The sequence below is a fragment of the Marinobacter sp. THAF197a genome, from assembly GCF_009363275.1.
Taxonomy (GTDB): Bacteria; Pseudomonadota; Gammaproteobacteria; order Pseudomonadales; family Oleiphilaceae; genus Marinobacter.
The window spans coordinates 1,018,870-1,034,124 of record NZ_CP045324.1; the positions used below are offsets into that span (position 1 = coordinate 1,018,870).

Annotated in this window: 16 protein-coding genes; 12 read left to right on the plus strand and 4 right to left on the minus strand. The window is 57.5% G+C overall.

Features of this window, described 5'->3' with window-relative positions; all coding sequences use genetic code 11:
• Nucleotides 1–145: 145 nt before the first annotated feature.
• From FIV08_RS04705 to FIV08_RS04715, 3 genes are all read left to right on the plus strand, one after another.
• Nucleotides 146–1,372, plus strand: a complete 1,227-nt coding sequence (locus tag FIV08_RS04705; RefSeq protein ID WP_058090650.1) for a pyridoxal phosphate-dependent aminotransferase — start codon at nucleotides 146–148, stop codon at nucleotides 1,370–1,372.
• A 6-nt stretch (nucleotides 1,373–1,378) separates the two neighbouring features.
• Complete coding sequence (locus FIV08_RS04710; protein WP_058090649.1) at nucleotides 1,379–1,570, plus strand: CPXCG motif-containing cysteine-rich protein; 192 nt, start codon at nucleotides 1,379–1,381, stop codon at nucleotides 1,568–1,570.
• Between the two features lie 85 nt (nucleotides 1,571–1,655).
• Nucleotides 1,656–2,228, plus strand: coding sequence for a DUF1439 domain-containing protein (locus FIV08_RS04715; RefSeq protein ID WP_228715493.1), 573 nt, complete (start codon nucleotides 1,656–1,658; stop codon nucleotides 2,226–2,228).
• 84 nt (nucleotides 2,229–2,312) lie between these two features.
• Here the strand turns inward: FIV08_RS04715 and FIV08_RS04720 are convergent, their stop codons facing one another.
• Both FIV08_RS04720 and FIV08_RS04725 read right to left on the minus strand, forming a co-directional pair.
• Nucleotides 2,313–3,572 carry an aspartate aminotransferase family protein gene (locus FIV08_RS04720; protein WP_058090647.1) on the minus strand — a complete coding sequence of 420 codons (1,260 nt, stop codon included), beginning with the start codon at nucleotides 3,570–3,572 and terminating at the stop codon, nucleotides 2,313–2,315.
• Nucleotides 3,573–3,615: 43 nt separating this feature from the next.
• The gene (locus tag FIV08_RS04725; RefSeq protein WP_152437501.1) at nucleotides 3,616–4,770 is read right to left on the minus strand and encodes an isocitrate/isopropylmalate dehydrogenase family protein; all 1,155 of its coding nucleotides are present in this window, start codon (nucleotides 4,768–4,770) and stop codon (nucleotides 3,616–3,618) included.
• 198 nt (nucleotides 4,771–4,968) lie between these two features.
• Between FIV08_RS04725 and FIV08_RS04730 the strand changes: the two genes are divergently transcribed.
• Together FIV08_RS04730 and FIV08_RS04735 are read left to right on the plus strand one after the other, a co-directional pair.
• Nucleotides 4,969–5,733, plus strand: a complete 765-nt coding sequence (locus FIV08_RS04730; RefSeq protein ID WP_172972247.1) for an EAL domain-containing protein — start codon at nucleotides 4,969–4,971, stop codon at nucleotides 5,731–5,733.
• A 25-nt stretch (nucleotides 5,734–5,758) separates the two neighbouring features.
• The gene (locus FIV08_RS04735; protein ID WP_072677863.1) at nucleotides 5,759–6,115 is read left to right on the plus strand and encodes a hypothetical protein; all 357 of its coding nucleotides are present in this window, start codon (nucleotides 5,759–5,761) and stop codon (nucleotides 6,113–6,115) included.
• Here the strand turns inward: FIV08_RS04735 and FIV08_RS04740 are convergent.
• Nucleotides 6,109–7,011 (minus strand): LysR family transcriptional regulator, encoded by a 903-nt coding sequence (locus FIV08_RS04740; protein ID WP_152437502.1) that lies wholly within the window; start codon nucleotides 7,009–7,011, stop codon nucleotides 6,109–6,111. The two genes, FIV08_RS04735 and FIV08_RS04740, sit on opposite strands and share 7 nt — an antisense overlap.
• Before the next feature lie 147 nt (nucleotides 7,012–7,158).
• On the opposite strand from FIV08_RS04740, the gene FIV08_RS04745 reads away from it, so the two are divergent.
• From FIV08_RS04745 to FIV08_RS04765, 5 genes are all read left to right on the plus strand, one after another.
• The gene (locus FIV08_RS04745) at nucleotides 7,159–8,370 is read left to right on the plus strand and encodes an acyl-CoA dehydrogenase family protein (protein WP_152437503.1); all 1,212 of its coding nucleotides are present in this window, start codon (nucleotides 7,159–7,161) and stop codon (nucleotides 8,368–8,370) included.
• Between the two features lie 470 nt (nucleotides 8,371–8,840).
• Nucleotides 8,841–9,662: an SDR family oxidoreductase gene (locus tag FIV08_RS04750; protein WP_152437504.1), complete on the plus strand. Its 822-nt coding sequence runs from the start codon at nucleotides 8,841–8,843 to the stop codon at nucleotides 9,660–9,662.
• Between the two features lie 21 nt (nucleotides 9,663–9,683).
• Nucleotides 9,684–10,748 (plus strand): phosphotransferase family protein, encoded by a 1,065-nt coding sequence (locus FIV08_RS04755; protein WP_152437505.1) that lies wholly within the window; start codon nucleotides 9,684–9,686, stop codon nucleotides 10,746–10,748.
• Nucleotides 10,748–11,437 carry a histidine phosphatase family protein gene (locus FIV08_RS04760; protein WP_072677858.1) on the plus strand — a complete coding sequence of 230 codons (690 nt, stop codon included), beginning with the start codon at nucleotides 10,748–10,750 and terminating at the stop codon, nucleotides 11,435–11,437. The genes FIV08_RS04755 and FIV08_RS04760 overlap by 1 nt, the downstream gene beginning before the upstream one ends.
• Nucleotides 11,438–11,451: 14 nt before the next feature.
• Nucleotides 11,452–12,222, plus strand: a complete 771-nt coding sequence (locus FIV08_RS04765) for an SDR family oxidoreductase (RefSeq protein ID WP_072677857.1) — start codon at nucleotides 11,452–11,454, stop codon at nucleotides 12,220–12,222.
• A gap of 76 nt (nucleotides 12,223–12,298) precedes the next feature.
• Here FIV08_RS04765 and FIV08_RS04770 read toward each other — a convergent pair whose 3' ends face one another.
• Nucleotides 12,299–13,165, minus strand: coding sequence for a DUF6279 family lipoprotein (locus tag FIV08_RS04770; protein ID WP_152437506.1), 867 nt, complete (start codon nucleotides 13,163–13,165; stop codon nucleotides 12,299–12,301).
• A 366-nt stretch (nucleotides 13,166–13,531) separates the two neighbouring features.
• Between FIV08_RS04770 and FIV08_RS04775 the strand changes: the two genes are divergently transcribed.
• Together FIV08_RS04775 and FIV08_RS04780 are read left to right on the plus strand one after the other, a co-directional pair.
• Nucleotides 13,532–14,929, plus strand: a complete 1,398-nt coding sequence (locus tag FIV08_RS04775; RefSeq protein WP_152437507.1) for a DUF4397 domain-containing protein — start codon at nucleotides 13,532–13,534, stop codon at nucleotides 14,927–14,929.
• Nucleotides 14,930–15,074: 145 nt separating this feature from the next.
• Nucleotides 15,075–15,251, plus strand: coding sequence for a periplasmic nitrate reductase, NapE protein (locus FIV08_RS04780; RefSeq protein ID WP_152437508.1), 177 nt, complete (start codon nucleotides 15,075–15,077; stop codon nucleotides 15,249–15,251).
• Nucleotides 15,252–15,255 lie beyond the last annotated feature (4 nt).

Here is a 15,255-nt window from a genome sequence, read left to right on the forward strand (position 1 = left end):
AGTGGGTGTGGGTCAACCTGGCTTGACGGATCCATTGCCTCGGCGGGTTTGTTCAGTCTTTAGTCCCACTGGCCTTGTACCGCTGATTTTTACTGACTAACCTGCAGGGGTAGGTCTTTATTTACCCTGTTATCGGGAGGTGCGTATGGCGGAATCCGCGAACAAGGATACCGGCGAGACCAAGCCGCGGAAAGTGAAGTACCGCAAGACCAAGGCCAGCTGGAACCCGGCCATGCAGGCCATTCCTGTTTCGGGGATTCGCCGGCTGGTGAATATGGCATCCACCATGAAGGATGTGATTCACCTGTCGATAGGGCAGCCAGACCTGCCAACACCAAAGCATATTATTGATGCCTATATTGACGCGCTGAACGCCGGCCAAACCGGCTATACCATGGATGCCGGCCTGCCGGAACTGCTGGTGGCGCTGCGGGATTACTATGGCAAGCGCTACAACCGCAAGCTCACCCGCGACAATATTCTGGTAACAAGCGGTGCCACCGAGGCCATGTACCTGGCCATTTCGGCGACCTCGGCGCCCGGTCGTCAGTTTATCGTGACGGACCCGTCGTTCCTGCTCTACGCACCCCTTATCCGGATGACCGGCGGCGAGGTGAAGTTTGTGCCCACCCGTGCTGAGAACAACCACCAGCTGGACCCGGATGATGTGATCCGGGCCATGGGGGCACGAACATTCGCTCTTATCCTGAATAACCCCAACAATCCGACCGGAGCGGTGTATCCCCGCAGTACCGTCGAGACGATTCTCGAGGAGTGCGCCTATCGCGGGATTCAGGTATACGCAGATGAGGTCTATGACCACCTGATCTTTGATGATGATGACTTTGCCAGCGTCCTGAACTGTTCTATGGACCTGGACAACATCATGTGCATCAGCAGCTTCTCCAAGACCTACAGCATGGCGGGTTTGCGGGTTGGTTGGGTCATCTCCAGCCAGGCGGCAATCAAGTCGCTACGGCGCTACCATATGTTTACCACCTCGGTGGCCAATACACCGTCGCAGTTTGCTGGCGTGGCTGCCCTGACGGCAGACCAGCAGTGCGTCCGCGACATGGTTGATATTTATCGCGAGCGTCGGGACAAGATTGTGGAGCTGATTGACCAGACTCCCTATCTGACCGGCTACAAGCCCGGCGGCGCGTTCTTTGCTTTTCCGGATTTACCGCCCCATGTGGATGGTTCTGATCTGGCGCTCCGGATGCTGAAGGAAACTGGGGTATGTGTGGTGCCGGGTGACGCCTTCGGTGAGCACTGCACCAATGCCCTGCGCTTCAGTTTCTCGACGACCTGTGAGCGGATGGAAGAAGCGTTCGACCGGATCATCCCCTGGATGGCCAAGCAGCAGTTCTGAGTTCGCATGTCTGCGCTTGATTCAGTGCTCGTTCAATGCCCTTACTGCTGGGAGACGCTGGAAATCAGCGTCGACCCCTCGGTGGCTGAACAGGAGTATGTCGAGGATTGCCAGGTGTGCTGTCAGCCCATCGTGCTGACCGTAACGTTTGATGAACGGCTGACTCCAACCGTGCAGGCCCGTGCTGAGAACGACTGACTCCCTCACCAATCGTTAATCAACACGGCTTGCGTGGAAGGCATGCCTGCCGCAGGATAGGGGGCTCGGTTTCAGAGGAAGAAAAATGAAAACATTCATGCAGGTTCGGGTCTGGTTCCCGGTTCTGGTGCTGGCAGTACTGGCCAGTGGTTGTGCGAGCATTTCACCTTATGCCATCTCCGAGGGCGAGATTGAGCGGCATCTCAAGCGGGCCGTGGCCGACTATGATCGGCAGCATTTGCAGAGTGGATCGCCGCTCAGCCTGAGTCTTAGTGATGCAGATATTACCCTGGGGCCGGATGGTCGCGATGTCGCGGTGATTGATCTTCGGGGGCAGGTGGCTTTGAACGCACTGATGGCCAAGCTGCCGGTGGACCTGGCGCTCAAGGTTGAAGGTGCACCAGTGTACGACAGTCAGGAAAAAGCGGTGTACATCCGCCGGCTCCAGCTTCTGGAGAGCTCCATTGATTCACCCTTTTTCAAGGGCGACCTGGCGCCGGTCACGGACAACGTGATGCGGGTGGTGGCCCAGATGCTGGAAACCATGCCGGTGTATCGCCTCAATGAGGAAGACTTTGCCCAGCGGATGCTGGGCATTGTGCCCGTGGATATCCGTGTTGCCCCCGGGCGCCTGGAGTTTGTCACCGCCGACAGATAATACCGCCGTGGTTCCAGGATAGGCTCTGTGAGAAAGGCCGGATGATGGATATCATCCGGCCTTTTTCGTTTCATGAAATGGGGCTCAGGCGGTGGCTTTCAGGGCCTCCTCGAAGATGCCGGTCGCTTCATCAATCTGGTTCTGGGTGACGATCAGTGGCGGCAGCCATCGGACGATTTCCTGGTAAGGCCCGCAGCGAAGCATCAGTAATCCCCGGTTTTCGCATTCCTTGAGGATCTTGCCGGCCCGTTCGCCATCGGGGCAGTCGCCCCGGCGCATTTCAACTCCGACCATCAGGCCTTTGCCCCGGACATCGGCCATCTCCGGATAATCCTTTTTCAGGGCATGCAAATTGTCCCACAGGCGTTTACCCATGCGGTCTGCGTTTTCCACGAGGCCCTCTTCGCGAATGACGTCGATGGTAGCAATAGCTGCCGCCGCAGCCACGGCGTTGCCTCCGTAGGTGCCACCCTGTGAACCGGGCCAGCCTTTGGACATGGTTTCCTCGGAAGCCGCCAGGGCAGAGATCGGGAAGCCGCTGGCCAGGCCTTTGGCGATCATGATGGCATCCGGGGTTACGCCAAAGTGTTCATGGGCCCAGAACTTCCCGCTGCGGCCGAAGCCGGCCTGCACTTCATCGAACACCAGCATGATGCCGTGTTTGTCGCAGCGTTCCCGAAGGCCCTTCAGGAAGCGGGCGTTGGCGGGTACGTAGCCGCCTTCACCCTGAACCGGCTCAATCAGCATGGCGGCGGTTTCCTTGGGGGCCGAATAAGTTACGAAGATTCTGTCCAGCTCCCGCAGGCAGAAGTCGGTGGCTTCGTCCAGGCTCCAGCCATAGTGAAAAGCGTGTGGAAAGGGGGCAACCACAACGCCACCCATCATCGGGCTGACACCGGCCCGCAGGGCAACGCTGGAGGTGGTCATGGACAATGACCCCATGGTGCGGCCGTGGAAGCCGCCATGGAATACAATCACGTTGGGGCGTCCGGTGGCCTGGCGAACCAGGCGAACCGCGCCCTCGGCCACCTCGGTGCCGGAGTTGGAGAAGAAAAAGGCATTCAGAGGGTCTGGTGTCAGCTCTCCGAGTTTTTCCGCCAGTTCCGGCAGCCTGGGGTTCATTACCGTGGTGGCCTGGGCGTGAATCATGGTAGCCACCTGTTTTTGGGCTGCGGCCACCACTTTCGGGTGGCAGTGGCCGGTGCTGGTGACACCGATGCCGGAGGTGAAATCCAGATACCGACGGCCCTCGGGGTCAATAATATAGGCGCCTTCGCCTTTGGCGGCAGTAATGCCGGTAGCCTGCTTGAGCAGGGGAGACAGTTTGCCTTTATGGTCGGTCATGGGCACCTCCCGAAGTGAATGAAATACCTCTTTAGCAGACTAGTCAGGCCTGCAGGCGTTTACAAATGGCATCGCCAATCTGGCTGGTCGCCCGTTGCTGGTTACCCTGTTCGGCAAGGTCAGCGGCTACTGCGTCGAACAGCTCCTTCCCGGCCTGTGCCAGTTTGGGGTCTTTGCGGCCAAGCCAATCGAGCATACGCGCCGTGGTAAACAGCATGGCGGTGGGGTCTGCAATACCCTGGCCGGCAATATCCGGTGCACTGCCATGGGTGGGCTCGAACATGGACGGCATATTCGGGTCGGTCGGGTTGAGGTTGCAGGAGGGAGCAACGCCCATGCCGCCAGACAGGACGGCTGCCAGGTCGGTCAGGATATCGCCCTGCAGGTTGCTGGCCACCACCACATCAAAGGCCCAGGGGCACTGAACAAACTTCATGCAGGCGGCATCTACGAGTTCGTGGTGGGTGGCCACGTCGGGAAAGTCGTGGCTGACTTCCTCAAAGACTTCGGTGTACATGTCACCCCAGTAACGCAAGGCATTGCGCTTGGTCACCAGGCAAACCTGGCTTTCACAGCTTCGGCCATCCAGTGTGCGGAAGGCGCGGGTACGGCCTTCCTGCACCCGCTCACCGGCACGCTTGCGGGCCTGCTCAAAGCCGTAACGGATGATTCGTTCGGTGGCCCGGCGGGTAAAAACCTCCATCTGGGTGGCCACTTCATCTGGCTTGCCCGGGCGCAGTCGCCCGCCCTGACTGACGTACTCGCCTTCACTGTTCTCGCGGATCACCAGCATATCGATGTCCTTGGCGCGATCATCTTTCAGGTACTGCCTTGCACCCGGCAACAGGCGCGCGGGGCGTTCACACACCCACTGGTCGAAACCTTTACGCATGTCCAGCAGGGGAGCCAGTGAAATGCTGTCTGGCAGGAGGTACCGGTTGGTGTCGTCCATAGGGCCGGGATCGCCCAGGGCGCCCAGCAGGATGGCGTCATAGGCCTTTAGCTGGGCAAGCGCGTCTGCCGGCCAGGATTCGCCGTATTCTTCGTGCCAGGCATGTGATGGCCAGGGGAACCGGGTCCATTCCAGTGCCAGCTTGTGCTTCGCGCGCAGGGTCTCCAGACAGCGGACAGCTTCGGCGACAACTTCCGGACCGATGCCGTCTCCGGGGGTAACTGCGATGCGAGTGGTCTGGGCCATTCCCGAGCCTCCTAACGTGCGGTGTTTGCGGGTTCTGAACAACAACCCCAGTGTAGTCCTCGGGCTGGCAGATGCCAGTGGTGGTGGCTTTAATTAATTGACGAAGTTTTACGACCTGTCGGTTGATAGCTATAGTGGAAACTGATTGATTCTTTTAAGCTTCCAGCGACATGTATCTGTTTTTGTTCCGGAGCCCGTGTGAATAAACCCGAAGTGCTATTTGATGAGTCACATTGTGAGCAGTGTGCCTGTGGGAGCGGTCTGGATTTTGCGTTCAGTTTTGCCTTCCAGCCCATTGTGGATGCGGACAACAAAACAGTGTTTGCCTATGAGGCGCTGGTGCGCGGCCCCGAAGGAGAGGGCGCCATGTCGGTGCTGTCCAGGGTCAATGAAAACAACCGATATGCGTTTGACCAGATTTGCCGGGTCAAAGCGGTCAAGCTGGCAGCCCGGCTCGACATGCAACCGCTACTCAGCATCAACTTCATGCCGAACGCGGTGTACAAGGCTGAATATTGCATACGGACCACTCTGGCGGCGGCGGAAACCTACAACTTTGATACCCGGAAAATCATCTTCGAGATGATTGAAAACGAGGATCTCAGTTCCGTAGAGCATCTGTCCTCCATCATCGAGGCGTACCAATCGATGGGGTTCAGCACTGCAATTGACGATTTCGGGGCCGGTTACTCCCGCTACAACATCATGATGCTGAGCCCGCCGGATCTCCTGAAACTGGATATGGCGCTGGTGCGGAATATTCATGACGATTCCAATAAACAGGCGGTTGTGCTTGGAATCATCACCATGATGCGCCATCTTGGTGGTCGGATTATCGCGGAAGGCGTAGAAACCAAAGAGGAATACTTCTGGCTGCGCTCCCAGGGAATTGCGCTCTATCAGGGCTACCTGTTCGCCAAACCGGGGTTTGAGTGCCTGCCAGAGCCCGTGTTCCCGGACTGACCACCTAAACGTAAAGGATAACTCAGTGCTGTACCGGATTATTACGCTTGTTGGCGGCCTGGTCTTTGTGGTTGCCCTGTTTGCCCTGCTGTGGTTCTTCTGTAAGAAGTTTCTGGAGCACCATGGTGTCAAAGAGCAGAGTTCGGATCGGGCCATGGTGCTGGCTACCTGGACCTTTGCCGGCATCGCAGTTGGCCTGGTGTTTGCTGTCGTGGGCTCGTTTGTGCTCGGCCCCTGGGCTTTCTATCGAACCTTGAGGGGCCACGACGTGCCAGTGTCAGACGCCGCCGCAATCTGGTGGGGTTTTGGAATTGTAGTGCTTTCCCTGGGCATTACCGCTGCCGGTTTCTTTGGCTTCCTTGCCCTGGTAGGCGCCTACTGATGTTGTGGCAGGCTGCGTAGCAGGTCCCGAAACCACACCAGCGCAGGCTCCCGCTCATACGCCCTGTGCCAGTATAGGTGCACATCGATGGAGGGCATCTGTGCGGGCGGGCTCATCACTTCTATTTCACTGCGTTCGGCAATAATCCGGGCGTAGGTTTCCGGCATAGTCAACAACAGGTCGGAATTCTCCACCACCCGGCAGGCAGCATAGTAGTGCTGGCAGCGTAGCCTTATGCTGCGCTGTACGCCGTGCCGGGACAGCTCAAAGTCCTCGATGCCCGGACCCTCGGTACGGGACGAAACCAGTACATGTTTTGCCTTCAGGTACGCCGGCATATCCAGCCCGTCTTTAATGGCTGGGTGCCCCTTGCGCGCCAACACCACCAGGCGGTCCTGCCGAAGCAGTTCGTGGCTGGTCTGGTTACTGACCGGCAGCAATACATCAATGGCGAAATCCAGTTTGCCGGCGGCTAACTGGGTTTCCATATCCCGCCTTGGTATCCGCTGGGAGACAATCTCCATGTCCGGGTAGGGTGCCAGCTTGCCCATCAACTGCGGCAGAAAGGTTGATTCCAGCACATCCCGCAACCCCAGGGTGTAAGTCTTGCGCTGACTGGCCGGGTCAAAGGCATGGAACTGGTTTACCGCGCTCTGCACCTGATTCAGTCCCGGCCGCATGGACTCCAGAAACCTGCGTGCTAACGGAGTGGGCACCATCTGGTTGCCCTGGCGGGTAAACAATGGGTCATCAAAGTGATCCCGCAGCCGCGCCAGGGAATGGCTCACCGCTGGCTGTGTCAGGTGCAGCGCCCTGGCGGCGCGGGTCAGGCTGCCCTCCCGATAAATGGTATCGAAAACATGCAGCAGGTTGAGGTCCAGTCGATTCAGGGCCATGAGACGCGTCCGGTTCCGGAATAAGTAAGGGTAATGATAAACGATAAGAACAATTCAGTCGCGTAATAGCGCGTTGGCTCCTAGACTGTTTTCCATCTGAACAAAAGTGCGCCCCGGTTGGGGCAGGTAAGCGCGAGGAGCTGCACCATGGATTTCAATATTTCCGAGAAAGGCCAGGATTACCTCAAACGCGTGAAACAGTTCATGCGTGACGAGATCTTTCCCATTGAAGAGCAGTACCACAAGGAGCTTGCCTCCCTGGAAAACCGCTGGGTGGTGTTGCCGATCATCAAAGAACTGAAAGAAAAAGCCAAGGCCCAGGGCCTGTGGAACATGTTTTTCCCGGACGACAAATACGGCTGTGGCCTGCTGAACTCCGACTATGCCCTGATTGCCGAAGAAACCGGTCGCAGCTTCATTGCCCCGGAAATCTTTAACTGCAATGCGCCAGACACCGGCAACATGGAAGTGCTGATCCACTACGGCTCGGAAGAGCAGAAAGCCGAGTGGCTGCCAAAATTGATGAGCGGCGAAATCCGCTCCGCCTTCTGCATGACCGAACCGGCGGTTGCCTCCTCCGACGCCACTAACATGGAAGCTACCGCGATGGTTGAAGGTGACGAAGTGGTGCTCAATGGCCGTAAATGGTGGAGCACCGGCATTGGCCACCCGGACTGTAAAGTCGGCATTTTCATGGGCGTGACCGACCCGGACGCACAGAAACACCGCAGGCACTCCATGGTGTTGGTGCCGCTGGACACCCCTGGCATCACCATCGAGCGCATGCTGCCAGTCTTCGGCGCCTACGATGAGCCATATGGCCATGGCCAGGTACTGTTCGACAACGTACGCCTGCCCAAGAGCGCCATCATCGCCGGCCCTGGCCGTGGCTTCGAAATCGCCCAGGGCCGTTTGGGGCCGGGCCGCGTGCACCACTGCATGCGTGCCATCGGTGCCGCTGAGCGCACTCTTGAGTTAATGATCAAGCGCGCCATGACCCGCGAAGCCTTCGGCCGGCCCATCGCCAAGTTGGGTGGCAACCCGGATGTCATCGCCAATGCCCGCATGAACATTGAGCAGGCTCGACTGTTGACGTTGAAGTGTGCCTGGGCGTTGGATACCAAGGGCATTATGGGGGCGTTACAGGAGGTCTCCATGATCAAGGCGGTGGTGCCGGCGATGTTGCAGCAGATTGTGGATGATGCGATTCAGATTCACGGTGGTGCCGGGGTTAGCGACGATGATTTCCCGCTGACGGCATTGTTCGGTTACGCTCGGGTTCTGCGGTTGGCCGACGGTCCCGACGAAGTGCATCGGGCCATGGTGGCTCGCCTGGAGCTTCGGAAGTATAAGTCCTGATTTTTGGATTGGGTGCTTTGGTTCGCCTGGCCTCTTGATTGGGCGTGGGGTGCCGTCGGGGTGGGGCTTCTGAAACACGCTGTGAATACGTCCGTGTAAGCTCCGCTCCGCCATCCATGGCTCCGCAGGGTTTCAGAAGCCCCACCCCGCCGGCCCCTTTTCCAACTTTGGTGAGGGATTGCGGGTAAAGACTTAGGGCAACCTCGTTGCGTTGAAAGTATGAGGTGGTCAGGGCATAAGACTCATTTTTGTTCGGAACAGCCCACTGAGGCGCTTGGGAGCTGATGCCGGGTAGGCCTTTCCAAAACCTTGCGGAGCCATGGATGGCGGAGCAGAGCGTACACGGACGTATTCACAGCGTGTTTTGGAAAGGCCTACCCGGTAGCAGCTCCTACTCCAAAACAAAGAACACGAACTCCAAAACAAAGAACACGAACTCCAGAACATAAACATAACGGAGAGAAACACCGATGACACAGCGAGTATTTATAACCGGCGGGGCCAGTGGCTTGGGCCGGGCGATTGCATTGCGGTATGCCAAAGAGGGCGCGAAAGTCTGCATTGGGGACATTAACCCGGAGCAGGGCGTGGCCGTTGAGGCGGAACTGAACAACGCAGGGGGCGAGGGCTATTTCGTTGAATGTGACGTCCGCCGCCTGAGCGACTTTGAAAAAGTTCGTGATGACCTGGTAGAGAAGTGGGGCGGTGTGGACGTTGTGGTCAACAACGCCGGCGTTGCCTCCGCAGGCTCCATTGAAGACACCACCATTGGCGACTGGGAATGGATTCTTGATATCAACGTACTGGGTGTGGTGCGTGGCTGCAAAGCCTTCACGCCGCTGTTCAAGGAACAGGGCTCCGGAGCGTTTGTGAATGTGGCTTCCATGGCCGGGCTCATGCTGGCGCCGTTGATGGACAGCTACAATGTTTCCAAGGCGGGGGTGATTGCCCTGTCCGAAACCCTCAGCCAGGAGCTGCGGGATTCCGGTATTCATGTTAGCTGTGTGTGTCCGGCGTTTTTCCAGACCAACCTGGCCAGCACCATGCGTTCGGATATTCCCGGCATCCAGCAGAACGTCAACAAGTTGATGAAGCGGTCCAACATTACCGCCGAAAACGTGGCCGAAGATATCTTCCGCAGCGTGAAAGACAAAGACTTCTGGGTACTGCCCCACGCCAAAGAGCGCCGTATGTGGATGCTCAAGCGCCATGCGCCCTGGGCGTTTGACTGGTTGATGCACCAGGAAACCAAGCGCTGGATGAGCAAGATGGGTGGCAAGGCGAACGCCTGAATACATCACAGGAGAGATTGAATGACTCAGATCGACCAGGCCGTAGACATCCGGGAAGGCGAAGAGCTGGATATCAGCGCCGTCGACCAGTTCATGAAACAGGCCATTCCCGGCCTGGAAGGACAGCCGAGTATCAAGCAGTACCCCGGTGGTGCTTCCAACCTGACCTATCAGGTGGACTACGGCGAGCAGTCTTACGTACTGCGCCGGCCACCGTTCGGCAAGATTGCCAAGTCGGCCCACGACATGCTGCGGGAAGCGCGGGTGATGGACGCGTTGAAGCCGGTTTACCCCTATGTGCCCAACATTGTTGCCATCTGTGACGATCACAGCGTGCTGGGGTGTGACTTCTACGTGATGGAAAGGCTCAAGGGCATCATCCTGCGCCAGGATTTCCCCAAGGATTTCGAGCTGAGTGCGGAAGATACCCGCAAGCTGTGCCTGAACGTGATCGACAAGCTGGTGGACCTGCACACCGTGGATGCCACGGCCGCCGGCCTGGACAAACTGGGTAAGGGAGCCGGCTACGTGCAGCGCCAGATTGGAGGCTGGAGCGACCGTTTCCGCAAGGCTCGCACCGAGGATGTCGGTGACTTTGAAATCGTGATGGCGTGGCTGAACGAAAAGATGCCGGACGACATCGCCCAGGTTGTCATCCACAACGATTTCCGTTTCGACAATGTGGTGCTGAACCCGGACAACCCGTTTGAAGTGATCGGCGTTCTGGACTGGGAAATGGCCACCATCGGTGACCCGTTGATGGACCTGGGCAACAGCCTGGCGTACTGGATTGAAGCGGACGATGAAGGCCCGTTCCAGATGCTGCGGCGCCAGCCCACCCACCGGCCGGGCATGCTGACCCGCAAGGAAGTGGTGGACTACTATATGGAGAAATCCGGCTTCCGGTCTGAAAAGTTCGATTTCTACGAAATCTACGGTCTGTTCCGATTGGCAGTGATTGTCCAGCAGATCTATTACCGCTTCTATCATGGACAGACCAAAGACAAGCGCTTTGCCGCCTTCGGCCACGCTGCCAATTATCTGGAGAAACGGTGCCAGCGCCTGATCAGCGAGAGCGCGCTGTAATGGCCACGATTTATCTGGTGCGCCACGGCCAGGCCAGTTTTGGCAAGGAGAACTATGACCAGCTCTCTCCGCGAGGCTGGGAGCAGGGCAGGATCCTGGGCCGCTGGCTGGCGGACAAGGTGGAGCCGGGTGCCATTTTTGGAGGTAACCTGCAGCGCCATCGGGAAACCGTTGAAGCGATCACCACCGGTTACGGTGCAAGCCTGCCGGATATGCAGGTGATGGAAGGCCTTAACGAGTTTGATCATGTTGAAGTGGTGGAACGCCTGCGCCCGGAATGGGCGGACAAACAGTTGATGGCTCGGGACCTGGCGAGTTTCCCGAAACCGGCGAGGGCGTTTCAGCAGGCTTTTGAAAAAGCTGTCGCCCGCTGGGTGAGTGGTGAACACGACCACGAATACGCGGAATCCTGGCAGGGTTTCCGGCAACGGGTTAGCACTTCGCTGGATCAACTGATTGAGCTGGCGGACGGTGCCGATGTCATTGTTTCCACCTCCGGCGGGCCCATTGCGGTGATTGCCCAGCACCTGCTGGAGTTGTCCGACCACAAGGCGCTGGAGATGAACAATGTGATTGCCAACACCAGCGTGTCCCGCATTCTGTATTCCGGCCCCCGGCGCAGCCTGGCCGTATTCAACAACTATAGCCACCTGGAAGCGGAAGACCCCGCCCTGGTGACATTCCGATAATCTGAGGGAAATCCATGAGCAACGTAAACCTGTTCGACCTGACTGGCAAAGTCGCCCTGGTAACCGGTGCCAGCCGTGGCATCGGTGAGAGCATCGCCCGCACACTGGCCCACTACGGCGCCCACGTGATCGTCAGCAGCCGCAAGATTGACGGTTGTGAAGCCGTGGCCAGTAGCATCCGTTCCGATGGAGGTAGCGCTGAAGCCTTCGCCTGCCACATTGGTGAAATGGATCAGATTGAAGCGGTGTGGGAACACATTGCCAAAGCGCACGGCAAGCTGGATATTTTGGTCAACAACGCCGCTGCCAACCCCTACTTCGGCCCGGTAGAAGATACCGACCTGAGCGCTTTCCACAAAACCGTGGACGTGAACATCCGTGGTTACTTCTTCATGTGTGCCCGCGGTGCCCAGCTGATGAAGAAAAACGGTGGCGGTTCTATTGTGAACGTGGCGTCTGTAAACGGCGTAAATCCCGGCCACTTCCAGGGCATCTATTCGGTGACCAAGGCGGCGGTGATTTCCATGACCAAATCCTTCGCGATGGAACTCGGCCAACAGAACGTGCGGGTAAACGCCCTGCTGCCGGGCCTGACCGACACCAAGTTCGCCAGCGCCCTGACCACCAACGAGGCCATCAAGAAACAGGCCATGGCCCACATTCCCATGAAGCGGGTGGCAGACCCGGACGAAATGGCCGGTACCGTGCTGTACCTGGTGTCCAACGCTTCCAGCTACACCACGGGTGCCTGCATTAATGCGGACGGTGGTTACCTGACGGTTTAATCACAGCCAGAATGAAAAGGGCCGGAGAATTCGTCATCTCCGGCCCTTTTTTGTGTCTGGTGCTCAGCTGGCAAGATCAGGAGCAGGTCAGGGCTGTGAAGTCCTGGTTCAATTTATTTGCCCGGGCCTGCAGGTGCTCCCGGTGCTGTTGGTCGCCAGCCTGGATCAACGAATGCATCAGGTTTGCCATGGCTTGCTGGCTTTCCGTCATCATGGCTTGATACTCCGGGCCTCTGGCGTTTTCTGAGTTAACCACCAGCTCGCGGATGGCTTCATCAAAGCCGGGTTGATTCCGGCCCTCCAGTGTCTCCAGCAGCACCTCTTGCCAGTTTTTCCGGCCTTGTAGCCAGATTTCCGTTTGTTGACCGCGATCGGCAGACCATTCTTCAACCAGGGACTGCTGCTCCCCGTTCAGGCTGCCGAGCCATCGCTCTACGCGTTTGGTGGTGCGCTCTGCCCGGGCGCTGGCGGTCGGGTTCTGGTTACCTCCCAGCATTTCCTGTTCAAGCTCAGCCTGATCTTCTGCCATGTTCCTGGCCAGCTCGGTCACCTGGTCATCAGACAGGCTGGCCAGAAGATTCACCGCCACTGGTACAGCTCGATCCAATAAGTCTGGTACAAAGACCAGAAGTTGTTGTTGGTGATACTCAATGGTGTCGATATCCGGTGCGCCATCGGCTATGTCGGCCTCAAGTTCGTCCAGCCAGGCCCGGTAGCGGGGTAGCTCCGTTGAGCAATGCCACTGGCGCAGGCTGTCCAGGTCCTGGTTCAGCTGCTGTTTTTGCGCCCGGCTAAGGGTGACATAATCCTCTACCCACCAAACCACACCCCAGTCCGCATAGCGATAGGCCATGCGGGTCGAGCTGCAGCCAGCCAGGATGAAGAGGGCGACAAGGGAAAGCGTCGTCAGCTTCAGGGTTTTTGTGCGGTGCCGCTGATCCATGGTGCCTGTCTCTCGGTGGTAAAACTTTGCCTACTTATTTTGATGTTGCGCTTGCCTGACGGAATGCTGATCACTTCAGTCTAGTTACGGATTGGCAAAAGTTTCAGATGCTGTTTGCTCACAATTGCCGTGGAGGTGTCATGTCTTCCCATAAAATGACGCGTGCACAGGGGCATCCCGGAATGCCTGCTGGCATAGAGAAAATTGAATTCAGCTCACATTCGTGAGCTGGAATGTAAAAAATTGTGAATCCGTTTTTTTTCCCTCCCCGTAGATTGCTTTGACGCATTAGTCAGGGACTGAACTGGTGCAGGTTCGAACCAAATAAACCGATCGTCAAGCTTTGTACAGTGAGGAACAGCGACAATGAAAACGATAGTGGCTTTACCGGTTTTGATGGCCGGCAGCGTTTTGCTTTCTGGTTGTTTTGATGGTTCGAGCAGTACTCCAAGAACCGATATTCGGGTTGTTCATGCCGTATCCGACGCCCCTTCTGTTAACGTGAGTTTCAACGGCGAGGCACTGGTTGCCGGTGCGGACTTCAAGCAGGCTGCGACCTTGCGGCCAAATCGCGGTAATTATTCAGTTGATGTTGATGCGCTCTTGCCAACAGGCGATCAGTTGACCGTCATCGAGGTCGGAAGCACCCGGTTTGAGGCAAACACCCGATACGACATTATCGCGACTGGTACCGTTGGCGGTAGCGACATTGAGCCGGTGGTGCTGACAGACGACGGCCAGCGGGATGATCCGAATTCGGCTCGCTTGAGGGTGGCCCATCTGTCACCAGCGGCTGACAGCCTGGTGCCAGCTGTGTCGGTTTATGTGACCGCTGATGGCGCCGACTTGCCAGCAGAACCCGCTTTCAGTTTTGCATTCCGTGATTCCGTTGGGCCGCTGGAGCTGGACGCCGGAACCTACCAGATCCGGGTGACCGCCGAGGGCAGCACCGATGTGGTGTATGACAGCGGTGCGGTCGAGTTGCCTGCAGGCTCTGATCTGTTGATTGCCGCTATCGATAACACGGTGTACGGCGAGTCTCCGGTGAGCCTGCTAGTGATTAATGGCAGCGAGACGTCGGAAATTCTGGACAAGGACACAGGTGCAGGCATTCGCGCGGTTCACAATTCTTCAGATGCACCTGATGTTGATATTTATCTGAACGAAGACCCGGACGGTTCCGCCGCCGCTACCGGCGTGGCCTTCGGTGAGACAGTGCCGACGTTCGCCAGACTGGGTGAGTACGTGGGATTGGAGACCGGCGATAACCGCGTCGCGGTGACAGCAACTGGTGAACTGACTGCGGTGTTGGATGAAGACCTGGCCCTCGATAACGGTAGCCTTCTGACCATTCTGGCAGCCGGTTCCGTAGGGGCGGGAACACTCGAAGCCCTGGCCTTTGCAGACGATAACCGCCGTATTGCCACCGAGGCCCGTCTCCGGGTTATCCACGGCGCGGTAGAAGCACCGCTGGTGGATGTATTCCTGGTTCCTGCGGCGGAGGCCGGTACTAACCAGGGTAATGCCATGCCGGCACTGGATGACTTCGCCTATGGTGACTCGTCGGGCTATCTGGGAGTGCCGGCCGGTGATTATGTCGTATTTATCACCTCTGCCGATGGTACCGAGGTGCTCTTCCGTTCCGGTGAGATCAGTCTTGAGACCGGCGGTGTATATACCGCAGTTGCACGACTTGCCTTGGACGAGGAAGAACAGACAGCAGGCGTTACCTTGTTGGACGATTTCGTGCCGCCAGCGACCTGATTCCTGCCTCCAGGCCCCAGATGAAAGCCCCGGCCCCGTCCGGGGCTTTTTTGTCTATACCTCCAAAGAAATACCAAATTTGATTTTTGCCAAGTTTGCTCTGTTTGACTAGGGTGATGAATACACATACAAAAAAGGTGGGTTTATGGATGACCTCCAACAACTGACGCCGGAGCAGAGAAAAAGCAGTGAGTTCCGGCTGTTTGTCTTCATCATCGTATTCCTGTTTCCCATTCTGGCCGTTGCGGTGGTTGGTAGCTACGGCTTTTTGATCTGGATGTCGCAGGTCTTTATGGGGCCTCCCGGACCGCCCGGGGGATAAGGTA

Coding starts and splice junctions, on each gene's coding strand:
- FIV08_RS04705 (WP_058090650.1), top strand. CDS start 146: ATGGCGGAATCCGCGAACAAGGATACCGGCGAGACCAAGCCGCGGAAA.
- FIV08_RS04710 (WP_058090649.1), top strand. CDS start 1,379: ATGTCTGCGCTTGATTCAGTGCTCGTTCAATGCCCTTACTGCTGGGAG.
- FIV08_RS04715 (WP_228715493.1), top strand. CDS start 1,656: ATGAAAACATTCATGCAGGTTCGGGTCTGGTTCCCGGTTCTGGTGCTG.
- FIV08_RS04720 (WP_058090647.1), bottom strand. CDS start 3,572: ATGACCGACCATAAAGGCAAACTGTCTCCCCTGCTCAAGCAGGCTACC.
- FIV08_RS04725 (WP_152437501.1), bottom strand. CDS start 4,770: ATGGCCCAGACCACTCGCATCGCAGTTACCCCCGGAGACGGCATCGGT.
- FIV08_RS04740 (WP_152437502.1), bottom strand. CDS start 7,011: ATGGCCCTGAATCGACTGGACCTCAACCTGCTGCATGTTTTCGATACC.
- FIV08_RS04745 (WP_152437503.1), top strand. CDS start 7,159: ATGGATTTCAATATTTCCGAGAAAGGCCAGGATTACCTCAAACGCGTG.
- FIV08_RS04750 (WP_152437504.1), top strand. CDS start 8,841: ATGACACAGCGAGTATTTATAACCGGCGGGGCCAGTGGCTTGGGCCGG.
- FIV08_RS04755 (WP_152437505.1), top strand. CDS start 9,684: ATGACTCAGATCGACCAGGCCGTAGACATCCGGGAAGGCGAAGAGCTG.
- FIV08_RS04760 (WP_072677858.1), top strand. CDS start 10,748: ATGGCCACGATTTATCTGGTGCGCCACGGCCAGGCCAGTTTTGGCAAG.
- FIV08_RS04765 (WP_072677857.1), top strand. CDS start 11,452: ATGAGCAACGTAAACCTGTTCGACCTGACTGGCAAAGTCGCCCTGGTA.
- FIV08_RS04770 (WP_152437506.1), bottom strand. CDS start 13,165: ATGGATCAGCGGCACCGCACAAAAACCCTGAAGCTGACGACGCTTTCC.
- FIV08_RS04775 (WP_152437507.1), top strand. CDS start 13,532: ATGAAAACGATAGTGGCTTTACCGGTTTTGATGGCCGGCAGCGTTTTG.
- FIV08_RS04780 (WP_152437508.1), top strand. CDS start 15,075: ATGGATGACCTCCAACAACTGACGCCGGAGCAGAGAAAAAGCAGTGAG.